Below are 18,096 nucleotides of genomic sequence, written 5' to 3' on the forward strand. Positions count from 1 at the left end.
ATGGCGATACAAAAGTATTCAAAAAACGGTAAGACTCTTTATAGGGTTCGAGTTCAAACAAGAAGCAGCCAATATCCAGATATCAGACTCTCTGAGCAACTGTCTGGAGTTCGATCTGAATCTGAAGCCATCAAATATGAGGCGAAGATTCAAAGAGAGCTAGACAGAAAAGTCTTAGAGATGGAAACCCAAAGGTCCATTAAAGGACAAACTTGGGGAGCCGTTCTTAGACACTGGTATCAATCCCAAGGAGAAGTCCGAGTGAAGTTCGGCAGTATGAGCCGAAGCACTTTGGATGACTACTACAGTGGGATGAAAAGATGGATGGTTGTGTTTGAACATAAACCCTGTGCCGACATCACCCCACTTGATCTGATGCAACTCTTTAATGAGATGTCAGACAAAGGCGTAAGCCTTGGACATCGAAGAAAGCTGCGCACCAGAATCAAGGCGGTCTTTGAGCATGGAATCCAAGCGGGACTCATTAATATAATGAAAAACCCTGCTCACGATTTGGTGCTCAAAAAATCTGAGGAAAAAAAGCCTGAGATACTCACCGCAGGGGAATGTAAAAAGTTGATTGAACTTGCTTATGTTCATCAGCATGAATGGCGGCACGTTTGGGCACTAGCACTACTAACGGGAATGAGGAATGGTGAGCTTTACGCTCTTCAATGGTCAGACATTGATTGGGAACAAAAGCTTATCACTGTGGCCCGAGCCTACAACGGTAGAACGAAGCAGATTTCTACGACAAAAGCTGGCTATTGGAGAGATGTTCCAATGAGCCAAGATTGCATCAGGCTTTTAAAAGAGCTTAGATGTGAACGAGGAAATCAAGAATACGTTTTACCAAGGCTACCCAGGTGGGGAAACGGAATCCAAGCAGCAGTTCTTAGAACTTTCTGCATGGAGCACGGGTTACCATCTGTACGGTTCCACACTCTTCGTGCTTGCTTTGGAACTCAACTTTTACGCCAGGGAGTCTCTTCAGCCATCGTAATGAAAATTGCAGGTTGGAAAGACCTAAAGACGATGCAAAGATATATTCGTCTTGCTGGAGTAGAAGTCACAGGAGCCACTGACAAGCTATCGGTTTTGCCACCGGAGGAGATCGCAGCGAATGTCGTGTCTCTCAATTCACGGAAGCAAAAGTGATGAAGAATTACTCAGCGTTAGTGGATATTAGTTGGCTTTGCCCCACTTTTGCCCCACGATCAGTTAACCAGTTGAGATTTTTGAGGGAATTCGGACACGGGTTCGATTCCACCATTTCGTCCGAAGATGACTCTATGACTTTACCACTCACAGTCGTTCCGAGATGTAAGCCCCTTCGGGAGTCGAACATCGGCGCAGCCGATTTGTCGAAGATCGTTCGCTGTGGCAAGTGGTGTCGGAAGGGCCCAGACCCGCCGACTAAAACCTCCTGCAGCTTTCGGTTGGGGTGACCCACGGGAGTTAAGTAGCAGGCGAAAAGCGGCACGAGGTACTGTGCGCAAGTAACATTCATCAGCCTCAACACAAGTGAACAGCTAAAAAGGCGGCTTCGATGAGCCTCGCTCCTTCGAAGCTCTCATCTCGCTGGGAAGACGATGCTAGGCCCAAGCGGTTGGCGACGTAGAAGGCAAGACTGTGCGGGAGAACTCTGGGTTTGCCCTCACGGCAGCATCCTTGTCACTGGCTGGGGGCGGGTGAATGAGAGTCATAGAAGTTAACCGGAGAGATCTTTTAAGACAGTGGAGGAGGTTGAAGCCTTCACAACCAAAGGAGTGAAGTCAATAAGCTCCAATCAGGTGTCGTAAAAGAAGTCAGAGACACCCATAGTACTCACGAAGACAAGGAAACCTGTCGAGACTCAACGGACGAAGTCAGAGGAAGGGGTTGTCAGGTCCAGAAGGAACTTGGATTTGCAATTGTGTATGTAATGAGGATCTTGAGATGAACCAACATCCAACCGGGGCTAGGAAGTACATGTCCCTTAGCCCACAAACAAGACACATTCGGATCCGGGTGGCCGAGCATGCAAAGAAAGGTCGTAAGCAGTGGGATCTATATCGCTATCTTACAGACCCATACCTCCTGGCTGATGCGCTAGAGTTGGTGATTAAGAACCGCGGTAGCGCGGGTCTTGACCAAGTTACCGTAGTGTCGGTTAAGGGCAAGGAATGGGATTTCGTGAAAGATCTGAGTGAGCGACTCAGAGTGAGGACTTATCAACCGGGTCCGGTCAAACGCACTTACATCCCCAAAAGCAATGGGGAGCAAAGGCCTTTGGGTATTCCTAACCTGGAGGACCGCGTGGTCCAACGGGTGCTCGTACTGCTATTGGAGGTGGTTTACGAGCAAAGGTTTCATGATTGTTCCTATGGGTTTCGGCCGCATAGGAAAGCGGTAGATTGTGTAGCCAAAGTGGCTCAACAAGTCTACCGCCATCGACACATCTTGGAGGCTGACATCGAGAAGTTCTTCGATCAAGTCAGTCACAATAAACTCTTAAAAATGCTGACAAGAGAGATCTGTGATCCCCGAATTCTCCGGTTGATCAGCCAGATGCTTAAGTCAGGTTTTCAGGAGCCCGGTAAGCCTTGGCAGCCCAGTGGTAAAGGGACCCCGCAAGGGGGGCCGCTGTCGCCATTGCTAGCCAACGTTTACCTCCACCATGTGCTTGATGAAAGATTTATGGAAGTCTATGGGCAAAGCTCTAGGGTGAAGCTATTCCGTTATGCTGATGATTTTGTGATTACAGCAAAAACGCAGGCTGAACTCAAGACGGCTCGAAGATTTTTATACATATGGATGCGCGAGGGAGAACTTAGTCTCAAAGAGAGTAAGACTCGAGAGGTGGATATGACCAATGAACGGCGTAGCCATCAATCGAAGTTTGATTTTCTGGGGTTTAAGATTCACCTTCGGGCCTTCACTGATAACCCTGAGCGATTTTGGATTGCTAGGCAACCATCAGAAAAGGCCCGTCGCAGTTTGAAGGCCAGTCTCAAGGAGAAGCTCCACGTTCATCTTACAATGAATGAGGCGCGGGATGTGGTGCAATCGGTATGGCGAGGCTGGTGCAATTACTTTCGGTATTCGAACGGCAACAGCATCATTTACCGAGAACTCCATTCCGTACGCCGCCAAATCTACCAGTACCTCAAGCGGAAGTACCGGAGAGGCGGTCGCCCGGTGCCGTGGCGCAAACTGACGAAGGTAGCCAAGACCATATGGAGACCTATAAAGCCTATAGGTGTGATACCCAATCATCTCGACCACAAGCAAGGTAGCTTGCTTTAATCTGGGAGAGCCGTATACGTGAACGCGTACGTACGGTTCGGTGAGGGCTGAGGGGCTGGTGGTAATGCCAGCTGCCTCGGCTACTCGGTAATTACCCGGGCTTTTATCCGGGTGTTTTGGCAACTAACTAAAATCACTAATAACTACTTTCAATGGGTTATCAGGGGCGGGACTTAATTTAGAAGTGGCACCGCTTCGGGGCTCAGGTCAGTAGCCTTCAAGGAGTTTTTTTCTCCAGGTCGTGAATCAAGCCCATTACTGTTTTGAAGGCTTCTTTAAAACTTATGGCATTGGGAATAGAGTCCACAGCACTGGCCCAACCCCGTTCAAGCCAACCCGTATTGATATTTTTGATTTCTTGATAGAAAGACTTTGGTAATTCTGTTGAGCGAAATTCAAAAGATCGTTTGAGGGCTTTTTTGAGTGTAGGGCCGTCAGCCTTTGGCAAAAACACCACAAGATCATGAACATCTTTGGAGCGAGAGTTTTGATCTCCGTGAGAAATCAAAGCATGAAGTTTTTCAGCACAAATCGTTTCAATAGGATAGACAGACCAACTGATTTCTTCATTGTCAGCAAGTAGCGACGGGGTTTGCTTCTTTTGAGGCCCTGGAGTTATAGGGTCGCCAATCCCCAAATCAAAATGGACAATTTGAGCTTTTTTAAGATTTTTAAAAACTTCACCAATGCCTGCTCGATATGTGTGGCGAATTCCTCCGTACTCTCCTTGGGTGGCCAGATCAATCTGACTTTCAAAACGGAACCATACACCATCATTCAAATCAGTTTCGGCCTGCTTTTTCACTTGCTCCAGAGTCTCATCAACATTGGCTTTCACAAGCAATGCATCGAGGTCAACCGTGTAGCGAGGGGAATCGTAGACCTTGAGCCCGACAAACCCACCTTTAAAAACAAGATTGCTCGCCAGCTTTTTATCAGCGATGAGACGAGCCACTAATCGTTCAATCAAAAAAGTGGTCTCAAGGTCTCTTGGGTCAATATTTAGTTTTTTTCCAAGATCGATAATCTTTTGTCTTACAGATGTGCCCTTTGCTTTTGTGGTCATTGTATTGCTCCAATGATTGCCTCGGAGTATCTATTGAAATAGGAATCAAGGCCAAGTTCCTTTGCGGTCATTCCAATTTTTTTAAGTGTTGTTTGTCGTTGTTGAATAGCTTTTCGACAAGCTTTAATAGCTGTTCTCTCTCCCATTTTTGAAGCAAGTTTAAAAGCCTCTGCAATGGCACGCTCAATAGAAACAATTTTATAACCCCTTCCTTCGACAATACCTTTATCAAGAGGGGTTTTTGTTCTTATGAGACGATATGAGCGATTGCTGGTTATTTTATGAGGGGGAACAAGTACCCACGTTTGCTTTGGAACCTGTTCGGCAAGGTTATAATAAAAAAGGGCGGATAGACCACCAATTACAGCTTCAGGCCCAAGCTTTGCGTAAGCAATTTGGAAATCATATTCACGGTCTAGACTTGCTTCTGGGTGAAGGAATATTCCACGATCCACCCTTTTAATTTTTTCTTGCTTAACAAGTTTGGAAAGACTTTGTTGGCTAATCCCTATTTCTTTGGCTTGAGCCAGTGTAAAGATTCCGAACTTTTTAAGCTTTTTTTCTTGAGCCTTTGTCATGTATATAGCATTGCGTGAAATTTAACATTTTTCAATAAAAATGTTATTTTTCACCCCGACACCATTGCGTGAAATTTAACATTTCTTAGGAAAAATGTCATATTTCACCGTATACCGTTTTAGGAATTAATATTTATATGAGGCCCAATGAAGCCCACGGCCTTCTAACTTATTGACTTTACAGAGGTTTATTTTATTAAATATACCTCCACCATTTCGTCCGAAGATGACTCTATGACTTTACCACTCACAGTCGTTCAGAGATGTAAGCTCCTTCGGGAATCGAACATCGGCGTAGCCGATTTGTCGAAGATCGTTCGCTGTGGCAAATGGTGTCGGAAGGGCCCAGACCCGCCGACTAAAACCTCCTGCGGCTTTCGGTTGGGGTGACCCACGGGAGTTAAGTAGCAGGCGAAAAGTGGTACGAGGTACTGTGCGCAAGTAACATTCATCAGCCTCAACACAAGTAAACAGCTAAAAAGGCGGCTTCGATGAGCCTCGCTTCTTCGAAGCTCTCATCTCGCTGGGAAGACGATGCTAGACCCAAGCGGTTGGCGACGTAGAAGGCAAGACTGTGTGGGAGAACTCTGGGTTTGAAATTGTGTATGTAATGAGGATCTTGAGATGAACCAACATCCAACCGGGGCTAGGAAGTACATGTCCCTTAGCCCACAAACAAGACACATTCGGATCCGGGTGGCCGAGCATGCAAAGAAAGGTCGTAAGCAGTGGGGTTTACGAGCAAAGGTTTCATGATTGTTCCTATGGGTTTCGGCCACATTGGAAAGCGGTGGATTGTGTGGCCAAAGTGGCTCAACAAGCCTATCGCCATCGACACATCTTGGAAGCTGACATCGAGAAGTTCTTCGATCAAGTCAGCCACAATTAACTTATGAAAATGCTGACAAGAGAGATCTGTGATCCCCGGATTTTCCGGTTGATCAGCCAGATGCTCAAGTCAGGTTTTCAGGAGCCCGGTAAGCCTTGGCAGCCCAGTGGTAAAGGGACCCCACAATGGGGTCCACTATACTGTTTACCGAGAACTCCATTCCGTGCGCCGCCAAATCTACCAGTACCTCAAGCGGAAGTACCGGAGAGGCGGTCGTCCCGTGCCGTGGCGCAAACTGACGAGGGTAGCCAAGACCAGATGGAGATCCATAAAGCCCATAGGTGTGATGCCCAATCATCCCGACCACAGGCCAGGTAGCTTGCTTTGATCTGGGAGAGCCGTATACGTGAACGCGTACGTACGTACGGTTCGGTGAGGGCTGAGGGGCTGGTGGTATTGCCAGCGGCCTCGGCGACTCTGATTATCAAATCGATTTGATAGTGAGTAACTTCTTTGTTTTAATAAAAAGCATTGAGAGCGAGACTTTGATGGGAGAGCCAAAATGGCGGTAGAGGTATTTGAATCCATAAAAGTGCCGACTTCAACGGTATGGAAGACTGTCACAGATATAGAAAACTGCGATCAGATTCTTACAGCCATACTCAGAATAGAGATTTTAGTAAAACCAAAAAATGGTATTGTCGGCTTAAAGTGGAGAGAGACACGAAAAATGCTCGGTAAAGAGGCTGCTGAAACAATGTGGATAACAAGAGCTGAAGAGGGTCATTGGTACGAAACTCAGGCGCTGAACTCAGGCTGTGAGTATAATACGCGGGTTTCTGTCATAGAAACAGCCGAAGGAACTAAACTCTTCATGAGGTTTGATGCCACACCAAAGACTTTCTTGGCTAGGCTGCTTTCTCCTTTAGGCTTCTTGTTTTCAGGTATGATTAAGAAGGCTTTACGACAAGACTTAATGGATATTAAAAACAACCTAGAGAGCCGGTAAAGAAGTTTTTATCTAATTGGTTTTCTTAACACTTTTTTTGGAGGGGAAAATGAAAGACAACAAAGGGATGATGAAGGGGATGATTTTAGGAGGCATAACCGCTTTCGTATTTGTATTTTTGTTTGAGTTCTTAGTTCACGGCTTTTTACTGAAAGGTCCTTACGAAGCCACAATGAGTGTCTGGCGGCCACAGGAACAATCGAATATGGCGGTAATGTTATTAAGCCAGTTTCTTTTTGCTATGTCAGTGGCATTCTTTTACCCAATTGTTGGTCCCGACAAGGCAGGCAAGAAGGCCGTTCCGTTTGGAATTGGGCTTGGTCTCGTTATGGCTATGCCACAGATAGCGACGTACAGCTACTTACCTATTCCAATTTCTATAAGTCTCTATTGGGCTATAGCCTCATTTGGTAAGGCTTTTGGTTGCTCCTTTATTGTTTCGAAGATCTTTAACAAATTTGCTAACAAAATGTAAACAGGGGTATTTGGTTAAATCAAAAAACTGTGACTGCTGCATGATGCCTTTAGCGAAAGACACCCTTCCCGATAGTTGGACCCATAAAGTTTCTGGTGGCGGGCTTGATGACGGGGTGACCTTTCACTGCTATTGGCTTCCATTGGAGGGGGCAGAGGCAAAGCTGAGTGGTAGTATGGGAGTCTCGGCGTGGAAGGTATTATAATTAAAAAATAAAATCCTGATCAGTTCGAACAAAATAGGGGAAAATTAGAGGGATCTGAGTGAGTACCGTTTTCACAAAAATCATAAAGGGTGAATAGCCAGGGTCATTTGTATATCAAGATGACCTTTGTTCTGTTTTTATGGATATTCATCCGATCGGTGACGGCCACTTGCTTGTAGTACCATCAGAAGAAAGGGCCCGATTGGTAGATTTGCCGCCTGAAACTGTCGGTCAATTGTTTCGGGTTGCACAAAAAATTATTCGAGCCCTAGATGCCTCAAGTCTTTCGCCAGATGGCTATAATCTATTTTTATCAGATGGAGAAGTTGCTGGCCAAGAAGTGCCACATAGTCACTTGCATATCCTTCCGCGGAAAACAGATGATAAAATCGCTGTTTCTTTCGGATCGGAGAAGCTCTGTCACCACTTCGAGACGAAGGCGTGTTTATAATTGGAAGTGGGAATTCTTACCATAATGTTGGCAACATGTTTAACCCGACAAGAAAAGCCATTAGTGGTTCAGCAAAGTTTGACGAGTCGCTAAAATCAACTTTGAGTTTAGATGTTGATCGACGAAGACCTGAGCTCCTACGATGGGCGAGCGCGCCTGCGGCTAGAAATGACCCGGCAATGGTGACCTGGAGTGGTACTATAAATGGCACTGTTAATACTGCATTTCATTTTCAAGAAAGTGGTCGCTAGGCTCGCCAAATCGGCATTTTGGTGGTAATCCACGAGCATGATACACTTTTCAAATGTTTCAAAACACTACGGCAACAAAGTTCTCTACAGTAATGCCAGCTTTCAGTTGAATGCGGGCGAAAAAGTGGGGCTTGTTGGTCCTAACGGGGCCGGCAAAACCACGATTTTTCGTATGATCGTGGGTGAAGAGCGGCCCGATGAGGGGCAGGTGGTGTGTCCAGATAAGGTGACCATCGGTTATTTTTCTCAGAATATCGCTGAGATGGGTGGTAAAAGCGTAATAGACGAAGTTAAGTCGGCAGCCGGCAACTTATCCGACATTGAAACTCGGCTTCCGTTACTCGAGGCCAAAATGTGTGAGCCCCTGGATGATGATGAAATTGCCAGGGTGTTAGAAGAATATGGGCATCTGCAGAGTGAATTTGAAAGTAAGGGTGGCTACGAGCTAACGGCTAGAGCTGAAGAGATTATCACGGGCTTGGGGTTTCCTCCAGATTCACATCATCGCCCTGTTGACGGGTTTAGTGGTGGCTGGAAAATGAGAATTGCATTAGCCAAGATTCTATTGATCAAGCCCGATGTGCTTTTGATGGACGAGCCTACAAACCATTTAGATTTGGAGTCGATCATTTGGCTTGAGTCATGGATCAAGCAATTTGAGGGTGCGGTTTTAATGACGAGCCACGACCGAGAGTTTATGAATCGCTTAGTCACTAAAATATTCGAAGTGGCTCATCAAACGGTGACCACCTATGGTGGCAACTACGATTTTTATGAACGAGAGCGAGATGTGCGCCGGGCCCAACTTGTTGCAGCTGCCAAGCGGCAAGAAGACATGCTTGCAAAAGAAGAACAATTTATTTCGAGATTTGCAGCCCGAGCGTCTCATGCCGCGCAAGTGCAGTCGCGAGTAAAAAAAGTGGAGAAGATCGAACGTATAGAGGTGCCTCAAGAAGAAAAAGCTATCCAGTTTGTGTGGCCTGAGCCACCTAGGAGCGGCGAAGAGGTTTTTAAGTTTGAAGGCTTAAAGAAAAGCTATCCACTGGAAGACGGCAAAGACTTGAGGGTTTTTGAAAACCTTAACGGGCTTGTAAAAAGACTAGATCGCATTGCGGTCTCTGGAGTGAACGGTGCCGGTAAGTCAACATTGCTAAAAATTGTGACGGGTCAAATAGAGCCTTCTGGTGGTGAATGCAAGCTGGGGGCCGGAGTGCTCATCGGGTACTTTAGTCAAAACTCTCTAGACATACTTGATAAAAACAAGACAATTATTGAAGAGCTACACGACCGGTTTCCAACTCAAAACCTGGGTTACTTAAGAAATCTGCTGGGGGCATTTAAGTTTTCAGGTGACGAAGTAGAAAAGAAGATTTCGGTATTGTCGGGTGGTGAAAAAAGCAGAGTGGTACTGGCTACTATTTTGGCGCAGCCGGTTAATTTTTTGGTTTTGGATGAGCCCACAAACCATCTTGATATTCAATCGCGAGAAGTGCTTTTAGATGCCGTTAAGAAGTTTCCTGGAACTGTCATGGTGGTCAGTCACGACCGGCATTTTCTAAGGCAAATCACCAATAGAGTTTTTCATCTCGACCACCATGAGCTTCATGTTTATGATGGTACTTGGGATGAATACCAAGAGCGGGTGAGTGGATTACCATTGAGCTAGCTCTAGATGTGGATTAACCAAAAATATTTGTGTGGTAAATTGCGAAATTATTTTGAAAATTCGGTAGATCGGACAGTGGGGGACAGTAAATGAAAGTGTTTTTAACGTTGGGAATGCTTTTGGTCTCGAACGTTTTCATGACATTTGCTTGGTATGGTCATTTGAAAACACTCAACTCAAAGCCACTAATTATAGCTATTCTTGTAAGTTGGGGGGTTGCTTTTTTTGAGTATTGTTTTCAAGTCCCTGCCAACAGAATTGGTTTTACGTATTTTTCGCTGCCGCAATTAAAAATAATTCAAGAAGTAATCACACTTGCCGTTTTTGTGGGATTTTCTTTTTTTTTCATGGGCATTAAACCAACAATAAACTTTGTCTGGGCCGGAATGTGCCTTGTTGGAGCCGTGTATTTTATTTTTAGAGATGCAATGGCGTGAGTTTTAGGTGGTAAACAGAAAATGCAAACATTTGTAGTTTTATTGGTGGCTGGTTTTCACGTTTGTTTTATGATTTTAGAGGTATTTTTTTGGACCAAGCCCATTGGTTTGAAGATTTTTGGGCAATCGCTTGAGAAAGCGAAGCTTTCAGCAGTATTGGCTGCCAATCAAGGGTTGTATAATGGATTTTTGGCGGCGGGCTTGGCTTGGGGTGCATTTGCGGAAGATCCTCAGATGGCTTCGCAAATTCAAATCTTTTTTCTATCCTGCGTGGCCTTAGCGGGGATTTACGGCGCGTGGACGGTGAGTCGAAAGATTCTATTTGTACAAGCCCTCCCGGCAATCTTAGGGCTTGGGCTCATATTCTTTAGCTGAGTGTCTTGTGATGATTGAGCCAAACCATGTTCTCTCGATAAAAAAACAAAAATCAAACTTAAGAAAGTGCGATTCGGTATGAAGGCATTTGAAGTGGGGTCTAAAGTATTTTGGAAGTGGATGGGGCGACCGATTTCTGGTGAAGTGAAAGAAGTATTTTTTAAGCCAGTAGAAAAAGTGATCAAAGGTAAGAAGATTAAAAGAAATGGATCTTCAGAAAAGCCGGCCTACTTGGTGTTGTCCAGCGCAGGCAACTTGGCGTTGAAGCTGCATTCAGAGCTGTTTGTTAGCCAGCCTGAGAAAAAGAAACGAAGTGGTCCCACGCCAAAGTTATTTAGTGACGATTGATGAGCCCTGGGCTAGAGATTTTTTAGAACCACCATGGGCTGTGCCATTTAAGGGGCGTCGTGAAAGAAAAGATCCTTTTTTTATGTACCGGAAATTCTTGTCGCTCTCAGATGGCAGAGGGTTGGGGGCGTCATTTCAAGTCTGATCGTTTTGATTTCTTTTCTGCCGGCACTAAGAAGCATGGGCTGAATCCTATGGCGGTTAGGGTGATGAACGAGGCGGGTGTGGATATTTCATCCCATGTTTCGAAAACAACAGAAGACCTCGACGGCCATGAATTTACTTATGTGGTCACCGTATGCTCGGATGCTCATGAGACGTGTCCTTACTTTTCTGGGCAGGGAAAGATAGTTCACCACGGATTTGATGATCCGCCCCGATTGACAAAAAATATGACGGACGAGGGCCAGATTCTTGAGGTTTACCGACGAGTGAGAGATGAAATCCGAGACTTCGTTTTGAAAATAGAACAGGAGCTCGAGAAACAATGACTTTTGTGGTTTTTGAAGGGAAATCATTAATGTCTTGATCTTGGCGGTTTTCCTAATTCAGACTGATCTCTGGAGAATTTATGCGCATTAGACGGAAGCGATAGCTGAAACGGGGTACACGACTAGATGTGGAAAAGTAGTTGGATTTTGGTATTTTCAATCTTCGCAGGGAAAGTGACAATGGCCGAGCTAAATCTAAAAGAATGCCCCAGTAGCCCGAATTGTGTGTCTACTCAAACGAGTCAGCCTGATAAGCTCATGTCGCCCATTCCATTTTCGGTAAAACCTGAAGTGGTTCGTTCAATCATTGAAAAGGTCATGTTGGGTTGGCTAAGGGTAGAGGTCTTGACTAAAGAAAACAATTACTTTCATTTTAGCTTGAAAAGCGCAGTTTTTCGGTTTGTTGATGACATAGAATTTATAGTTGATGAGAAAAGTCAGCATATACACTTTCGATCGGCCTCAAGGGTGGGTTACTCCGATTTGGGCGTGAATCGAAAACGGATGTCAGAAATTACTAAGAAAATCTAAGAGGAGTTAAGACTTTCAAGTAAACCATCAATCTAAGAATTGGCTTCTCTCTTCGGGCGTTGGGAGTCGGCAGCTGTCTTTCTTGCCGAATAGCCTATATCTATGGGAGGCGATGAAATCATAAGCGGCATCCCTCATTGGCGCTGGAAAAATGCGAAAGATCGACAGCACCCACCAAATTGACCCGAGATCACGAAAGATTCGCAACACGGCAGTGGACTTTGTCATCTCAAGACCGTCTTGAACAAGCACTAAACTATCAAGGTTATCAATGTGCGACCTATCAATCGTAGTTTTTGCGACATCCCCTTGTAGAGGTGAAACCTTGTATATTTTGGATCGGTCTTCTTTTAACAAAAAGTCGATAAATCCGTTACAGAGGCCACATACGCCGTCAAAAAACAAAATAGGCGAAGTTGATGGTTCGCGCTTTGGCTGCTTGATCCACCGAGAATCAAAAGTAAACAAGTGTACAATGAGCACACCGCTAGTGAGATCGGCAAAGTCAATGGTTGTGATAATACCCAGATGCATGCCCACGATCCCTAACCAAGCAAAAGGACGTGTTTTCGAAATCAAGGCTAACGGCAAAAAAAGTATTTCAAGAGCCAATGAACTCCAGGTAAGAAAGCGATTGATACCGTCATGATCTAGCAAGAGCCCCCTCAAGAAAGTGTCACGCGCCAGCGGGTTTTCTAAAACATTTTGAATCGCCGTACCGTCTACCCAGCTCGGGCTGCCCAGCTTGTGAAGTCCACTGGCCGTGTAGCCAAGGGCTAAGAGCAGCCATGCGCCCCAGTAAATTTCTTTTGGGAACTCCCATTGAGGATCTTCTTCTGATCGAGAAAGGGGTTCGCCTGGGGGTATCAACGTTAAAGCTAAAAGTATCCAACCAATAAATGGGAGGCCCGGATTTCCTGTAAATATATTTCTGTTAAACAAACAGGCCCACCCGTACCACAATAACAAAGCGACCAAGCGTCGTTTGTAGCCTGCAAGTAATAACAGCGAAAGCAAACAAAGGCCCACCAAAAAGATCTGCACAAAAAAGGGAGTATCTAAAGCGTACAGCATATTTGGGAAAATGGAACTTGTCGGGTTCATTTTGCCATCAGGCAAAAGGCCGGCATTGCTGAACATTTCACTTCCCCAGGGTATGAGCGCAGAAAAATGTACAAATAAATAAGACGAAAACACGATTCTAAAAAAAGAAAACTGATAGGGCGTAACCGGGCTCATGGGCACATCACCTTAATCTCATGGGGCTTTGGCGGCGTATTCATTTTTGACAAGACGACTATTTGGACGGCGTCAAATGTCACATCAATAGAAAACTCTCTTGCCAGTGGGCCGTTATTGCAAAAAGCATTTTTTAAAATCGTATTTAACAATTCTCTTTCTTGCGGCTGGTTGAGATAGGGGCCGTAGGCAAAAACGGCGCCAAATACATTTCGCCTGTTGTAGGGGCCGAGGAGCTGGCTATAAAGTTTCGGAGTGATTTTTTGACCATAAACTTCGTGATTGTCTTTGAAGAGTTTAAGATAAAAGTCGGCATTAAAGGTTTCATTTCCGCGAAAATGACTAAACACCAATGGAAGAGGTGAGGCCACAGTAGCCAGGCCGAGGCCTCGAAGCGCGCTGAAGCCAGGGATCATTCCAAAAACCTGAAACAGACCTACAAAAATAAGTATGTAGTATGGCCACCGGCGGCTATTCATCTAGATCCCGTTTCTGATTTACATTTTTAAAAGTAAGCATTTTATAAAACATCAGCTCTCTTTCTAGGCGAAACCCACATGTGACCTCTCTGTGGGGATTTTCAAATGTGCCAAAGATCATATCCCACAATGGAAGATCAGCAAAATTTTTATAGTGTTTGTTTCGTTCATGGTGTACTCGGTGGCTTTCAGGCCGTTGAAAGACAAAACCCCACCAATAAGGGGTTTTAATATTCATGTGATATAAAAATTCGGCGAGTCCAGTACACACAGTGACCCATGCGCCTGCTTGTAAAGAAAGTCCCATAACCGGGTAAACAATGGTCGCAATGATAATAGAATTCAAAAAAATTTCTAAAGGGTGTTTATAAAAAGAAGTGATGGTTTCAATACGACTAGGACTGTGATGTATTTGATGACAGGTGGTCCATAGCCATTCGACATCGTGTCGCCACTTGTGCCACCAGTAAAAAACAAATGTGATAGCGAAATAGGTCGTGGCCACAGCAAACACCTCATTGGGCCAAGGTACGTTGACCAAAGAAAGTGATTGCAGATATTGCTCCCAGGTGAGTCCACCCAATACCACCACGCCCGCTTGCATGATGTTGATAAGAATGACTCGCATCCACCAACCCGGTACATGAGGCAGAGACCGTGCCGGCAAAATTCTTTCTAAAATCATCAAGATAATACCGGCAGTGACTAACACTGCTATTGGCCAAATCAGCATAAAATTCATTTTGATGTAATTAACACTTTCGTCAAGTTATTCCCGGATAGCGGGGCTATCCCATTTGCCGAGCGTGTCTCAGCCGGTGGAGGGGAGAAAAATTCAACTTTTGTTGGCTTGCGCCAACAACCCCGCCACGTCTAAGTAGTTGAAATTGCGCGGTTATTGGTAATAGGAAGTACCTATCGCGCGATCGCAAATCAATATTAAACATCTATTGTGTTTCAGGTGATGGTGATTGTGTACACACAGTAAAAATAAAGGAGATCACTGCGTAAAATTGAACTAACCGTTGCATTAGTTAAAGAAAAGTTAACATTTTATAACTCAACTATCTATTAGTTAGAACTAGTAGAATTATCGAATTCAGAAAATCGAATTTTAAGCAAAGGAGCAAAAATGAAAACATCGATGTTACTAGTGGCAGCATCCCTGATTGTGGCGGGATGTTCTTCCACCTCGTCGGATAAGGCCATGAAAGGGCCAGCCCCCGGAGAGGCGAAATCAAGTCAGTTTTGGTGGCCTGAGGCGTTGAATTTACAACCACTCAGACAACATTCTGCAGAGTCGAGCCCCTTGGGAGAAAAATTCGACTACGCAAAGGAATTTAAAAAATTAAATCTTGCGGCAGTTAAACAGGATATCAAAAAAGTGCTGACGTCATCTCAAGACTGGTGGCCAGCCGACTACGGACATTACGGGGCGTTTTTTATACGAATGGCTTGGCATAGTGCAGGTACTTACCGCACATTAGACGGACGTGGTGGTGCTGGTGGCGGTCAGCAAAGATTTGAACCTCTTAATAGCTGGCCAGACAATGCCAACTTAGATAAAGCCCGTCGCCTGTTGTGGCCAATCAAAAAGAAATACGGCAACAAGATTTCTTGGGCTGATTTGATGGTGTTAACCGGTAACGTGGCGCTTGAGGACATGGGCTTTAAGACCTATGGATTTGCTGGCGGAAGAGTAGATGACTGGGAAGCTGATCTTGTCTATTGGGGCCCAGAAACAAAAATGTTGGCTGATGCCCGCTTTAAAGGTGATCGTCAGTTAGAGCGCCCTCTTGCAGCTGTTCAAATGGGTTTGATCTATGTGAACCCGGAAGGTCCAAACGGCAACCCTGACCCCTTGCTTGCTGCAAAAGACATTCGTGAGACATTCGGCCGCATGGCGATGAATGACGAAGAGACGGTGGCCCTTATTGCTGGTGGGCACACATTTGGTAAAACCCATGGAGCCCACAAGGTGGAAGAGTGTGTTGGAAAAGAGCCGGCCGCGGCAGGAATCGAAGAACAAGGTCTTGGCTGGAAAAACAAATGTGGAAAGGGCCATGGCGTTGATACAATCACGAGTGGATTAGAGGGCGCTTGGACAGCCACTCCCACATTATGGACGCATCAATTTTTAACCAACTTGTTTGCTTTCAACTGGAAAAAAACAAAAAGTCCAGCTGGCGCCATTCAGTGGATTCCAGATGATGAAAGTGTGGCAAATCTTGTACCTGATGCTCATGATAAAACAAAGAGACACGCTCCGATCATGCTCACCACCGACTTAGCGTTAAGGGAAGATCCTATTTATCGAGAAATCTCTCTTCGATTTAGGGATAAACCGAAAGACTTTGAACTCGCCTTTGCAAAGGCCTGGTTTAAACTCACTCACCGAGATATGGGTCCTCGTGCTCGCTACATTGGCCCTGAGCAACCAAAAGAAGCTCTAAGTTGGCAAGATCCGGTGCCGGCAGCGAACTATAAAACGATTAGCTCCGCTGAGGTCGAACGACTTAAAAGCAAAATCCTAAAGTCGGGTTTGACTGTGCCTGAGTTGGTAAGAACCGCCTGGGCGTCTGCTTCAAGTTATCGCGGGACGGACATGCGCGGTGGGGCTAATGGTGCTCGTATTGCTCTTGCCCCTCAAAAAGACTGGCAAGCTAATGATCCTGCTGACCTAGAAAGAGTGTTGGGTAAGCTAACTAACATTCAAAAAAGTTTTAACAAAGAGCTCTCTGCTGGAAAGAAAGTATCTTTGGCTGACGTCATCGTATTAGGTGGAGCGGCAGCAATTGAGAAGGCGGCCAAAGATGCTGGATATCGCAATGTAAAAGTGCCTTTTAAACCAGGGCGGACGGATGCATCTCAAGAGCAAACGGATGTAAGTTCATTTGCGGTTCTTGAACCTAAAGCTGATGGCTTTCGCAACTATTTCTCTTCGAACAGCATGCAGTCGCCCACCTTCATGTTAGTGGACAAGGCCAACATGTTAACGCTTACCGTGCCTGAGATGACAGTGCTTGTGGGCGGCTTGCGGGCATTAAATGCAAACTCTGGCGGCACCAAACATGGGGTGTTCACAAGTCGACCAGGAGTTCTAAGTCCAGATTTCTTTATAAACTTACTCGATATGTCTACAAGGTGGACACGGTCAGAGGCTTCACCTGGCGTCTATGAGGGCTTAGATCGTGCTTCTGGAAAACTGAAGTGGACGGCCACTCCGGTTGACCTTGTTTTTGGATCAAACGCTGAACTTCGCGCCATCGCTGAGGTTTATGCGGCAGATGATGGTAAAGACAAGTTTGCCAAAGACTTTGTAGCGGCTTGGTCAAAAGTGATGCAGTTGGATCGCTTTGATCTCAAGTAAGCGCATTAAGAAACTAGACGTTTATAAAACCAAAAGGGGCCTTGATACAGGCCCCTTTTTTTATACCAACGTTCTTTTTCATGGCCGATGTTGAATCTTTTTAGATTTCAAGTAGGCTGAATGGGCCCAGATAACTTAACCGTTGAGGCGAACTGATATCCATACCAGTCCATTAAGTGGTGCCCGATGCATGATCTTAATTTATTGCTAATTTTGTTTTTGTTTTCTGTGGCCACAGGCACCTTATCGGGCGTTATTGGGATGGCTGGCGGTGTGACTTTGCTCTCGTTGATGACGTTTGTTTTGCCATTTTCAGCAGTGGTGCCGATTCATGGCGTTGTGCAATTGGTGAGCAATTCTTCACGAGCCTATTTTTTGCGAAAGAACATCATTCGTCCGGTCGTTGGATGGTTCGCCCTGGGGTTGCCAATAGGCGTGGCTGTGACCGTGTGGTTGATTCAACAGATCAACAACAAAGAGGCATTGTTGCTATTGATAGCAGCGATGATTTTTTATGTGCTTTTAAAGCCAAAAAAATTGCCGAGCCTAAAAATACCCATGTGGGCATTTTTCTTTGTGGGCATCGCTGTAGGTTTTCTTGGGCCATTGGTAGGCGCCACCGGACCCTTTATTGCACCTTTCTTTTTAAGGAATGATTTTAGTAAAGAAAATATAGTGGGAACCAAGGCCGCAATTCAGTTTTTAGGACATGTGGTCAAGGTGCCAGCCTTTTTATATTTGGGTTTCGATTATCTAGAGTACTTACTTTTAATCATTGTCATGAGTATCGGCGCCATATTTGGAACGAATCTTGGCGTTAATTTGTTGGGAAGGGTGAATGAGAGTCTTTTTCGGCGCCTCTATCAAGCGGCGTTATTTTTTGCGGCATTACGCATTTTATATAAGGTTTTTTCTGGCTAGAGATTTAGCTTTTTTAAGTTAGACATTTTGAAAGCAAATATTGAGCTGTTTTGTTGATTCATGCTAGCTTGTGTGTCGCAATGTTGT

20 protein-coding genes are annotated in these 18,096 nt (G+C 45.2%); 14 read left to right on the forward strand and 6 right to left on the reverse strand.

From position 1 onward, the window contains the following. Together H6626_12905 and ltrA are read left to right on the forward strand one after the other, a co-directional pair. Positions 1 to 1,158 (forward strand): tyrosine-type recombinase/integrase, encoded by a 1,158-nt coding sequence (locus tag H6626_12905; protein ID USN47073.1) that lies wholly within the window; start codon positions 1 to 3, stop codon positions 1,156 to 1,158. 780 nt (positions 1,159 to 1,938) lie between these two features. After that, positions 1,939 to 3,288: a group II intron reverse transcriptase/maturase gene (gene ltrA / locus H6626_12910; GenBank protein ID USN47074.1), complete on the forward strand. Its 1,350-nt coding sequence runs from the start codon at positions 1,939 to 1,941 to the stop codon at positions 3,286 to 3,288. Positions 3,289 to 3,505: 217 nt separating this feature from the next. Here ltrA and H6626_12915 read toward each other — a convergent pair whose 3' ends face one another. Both H6626_12915 and H6626_12920 read right to left on the reverse strand, forming a co-directional pair. Next, positions 3,506 to 4,354 carry a nucleotidyl transferase AbiEii/AbiGii toxin family protein gene (locus H6626_12915; protein ID USN47075.1) on the reverse strand — a complete coding sequence of 283 codons (849 nt, stop codon included), beginning with the start codon at positions 4,352 to 4,354 and terminating at the stop codon, positions 3,506 to 3,508. Then, positions 4,351 to 4,932 carry a type IV toxin-antitoxin system AbiEi family antitoxin domain-containing protein gene (locus H6626_12920; GenBank protein USN47076.1) on the reverse strand — a complete coding sequence of 194 codons (582 nt, stop codon included), beginning with the start codon at positions 4,930 to 4,932 and terminating at the stop codon, positions 4,351 to 4,353. The genes H6626_12915 and H6626_12920 overlap by 4 nt, the downstream gene beginning before the upstream one ends. Positions 4,933 to 5,638: 706 nt before the next feature. Between H6626_12920 and H6626_12925 the strand changes: the two genes are divergently transcribed. Next, entirely contained in the window at positions 5,639 to 5,821 is a 183-nt protein-coding gene (locus H6626_12925; GenBank protein USN47077.1) for a hypothetical protein, read from the forward strand. Positions 5,822 to 5,885: 64 nt separating this feature from the next. Here the strand turns inward: H6626_12925 and H6626_12930 are convergent, their stop codons facing one another. Beyond that, positions 5,886 to 6,119 carry a hypothetical protein gene (locus H6626_12930; protein ID USN47078.1) on the reverse strand — a complete coding sequence of 78 codons (234 nt, stop codon included), beginning with the start codon at positions 6,117 to 6,119 and terminating at the stop codon, positions 5,886 to 5,888. Between the two features lie 204 nt (positions 6,120 to 6,323). On the opposite strand from H6626_12930, the gene H6626_12935 reads away from it, so the two are divergent. From H6626_12935 to H6626_12975, 9 genes are all read left to right on the forward strand, one after another. After that, positions 6,324 to 6,770 (forward strand): SRPBCC family protein, encoded by a 447-nt coding sequence (locus H6626_12935; protein USN47079.1) that lies wholly within the window; start codon positions 6,324 to 6,326, stop codon positions 6,768 to 6,770. 49 nt (positions 6,771 to 6,819) lie between these two features. Then, a complete protein-coding gene (locus tag H6626_12940) occupies positions 6,820 to 7,245 on the forward strand; it encodes a hypothetical protein (GenBank protein ID USN47080.1) in 426 nt (141 codons plus the stop codon). Between the two features lie 344 nt (positions 7,246 to 7,589). Further along, a complete protein-coding gene (locus H6626_12945) occupies positions 7,590 to 7,901 on the forward strand; it encodes an HIT domain-containing protein (protein ID USN47081.1) in 312 nt (103 codons plus the stop codon). Positions 7,902 to 8,189: 288 nt separating this feature from the next. Next, positions 8,190 to 9,818 (forward strand): ABC-F family ATP-binding cassette domain-containing protein, encoded by a 1,629-nt coding sequence (locus tag H6626_12950; protein USN47082.1) that lies wholly within the window; start codon positions 8,190 to 8,192, stop codon positions 9,816 to 9,818. 89 nt (positions 9,819 to 9,907) lie between these two features. After that, entirely contained in the window at positions 9,908 to 10,255 is a 348-nt protein-coding gene (locus H6626_12955) for a DMT family protein (GenBank protein ID USN47083.1), read from the forward strand. 21 nt (positions 10,256 to 10,276) lie between these two features. Beyond that, positions 10,277 to 10,630, forward strand: a complete 354-nt coding sequence (locus tag H6626_12960; protein USN47084.1) for a DUF1304 domain-containing protein — start codon at positions 10,277 to 10,279, stop codon at positions 10,628 to 10,630. Between the two features lie 78 nt (positions 10,631 to 10,708). Then, positions 10,709 to 10,978 (forward strand): DUF2945 domain-containing protein, encoded by a 270-nt coding sequence (locus tag H6626_12965; GenBank protein USN47085.1) that lies wholly within the window; start codon positions 10,709 to 10,711, stop codon positions 10,976 to 10,978. A 59-nt stretch (positions 10,979 to 11,037) separates the two neighbouring features. Further along, positions 11,038 to 11,469: an arsenate reductase ArsC gene (locus H6626_12970; GenBank protein ID USN47086.1), complete on the forward strand. Its 432-nt coding sequence runs from the start codon at positions 11,038 to 11,040 to the stop codon at positions 11,467 to 11,469. A gap of 180 nt (positions 11,470 to 11,649) precedes the next feature. Then, positions 11,650 to 12,000, forward strand: coding sequence for a DUF1499 domain-containing protein (locus H6626_12975; GenBank protein USN47087.1), 351 nt, complete (start codon positions 11,650 to 11,652; stop codon positions 11,998 to 12,000). A 27-nt stretch (positions 12,001 to 12,027) separates the two neighbouring features. Here the strand turns inward: H6626_12975 and H6626_12980 are convergent, their stop codons facing one another. Genes H6626_12980 through H6626_12990 form a run of 3 tightly spaced genes read right to left on the reverse strand, consistent with a single transcriptional unit; the run spans position 12,028 to position 14,403 of the window. After that, on the reverse strand, positions 12,028 to 13,239 hold the full coding sequence (locus H6626_12980; protein USN47088.1) for a DUF393 domain-containing protein: 1,212 nt from the start codon (positions 13,237 to 13,239) through the stop codon (positions 12,028 to 12,030). Further along, positions 13,236 to 13,718 carry a hypothetical protein gene (locus tag H6626_12985; protein ID USN47089.1) on the reverse strand — a complete coding sequence of 161 codons (483 nt, stop codon included), beginning with the start codon at positions 13,716 to 13,718 and terminating at the stop codon, positions 13,236 to 13,238. The genes H6626_12980 and H6626_12985 overlap by 4 nt, the downstream gene beginning before the upstream one ends. Next, on the reverse strand, positions 13,711 to 14,403 hold the full coding sequence (locus H6626_12990) for a sterol desaturase family protein (GenBank protein ID USN47090.1): 693 nt from the start codon (positions 14,401 to 14,403) through the stop codon (positions 13,711 to 13,713). Before H6626_12990 ends, H6626_12985 begins: the two co-directional genes overlap by 8 nt. Before the next feature lie 447 nt (positions 14,404 to 14,850). Between H6626_12990 and katG the strand changes: the two genes are divergently transcribed. Both katG and H6626_13000 read left to right on the forward strand, forming a co-directional pair. Beyond that, positions 14,851 to 17,088 (forward strand): catalase/peroxidase HPI, encoded by a 2,238-nt coding sequence (gene katG, locus H6626_12995; protein USN47091.1) that lies wholly within the window; start codon positions 14,851 to 14,853, stop codon positions 17,086 to 17,088. Between the two features lie 186 nt (positions 17,089 to 17,274). Beyond that, positions 17,275 to 18,009 (forward strand): sulfite exporter TauE/SafE family protein, encoded by a 735-nt coding sequence (locus H6626_13000; protein ID USN47092.1) that lies wholly within the window; start codon positions 17,275 to 17,277, stop codon positions 18,007 to 18,009. Positions 18,010 to 18,096 lie beyond the last annotated feature (87 nt).

The sequence above is a fragment of the Pseudobdellovibrionaceae bacterium genome (assembly GCA_023898385.1).
In the GTDB taxonomy this organism is placed as follows: Bacteria; Bdellovibrionota; Bdellovibrionia; order Bdellovibrionales; family UBA1609.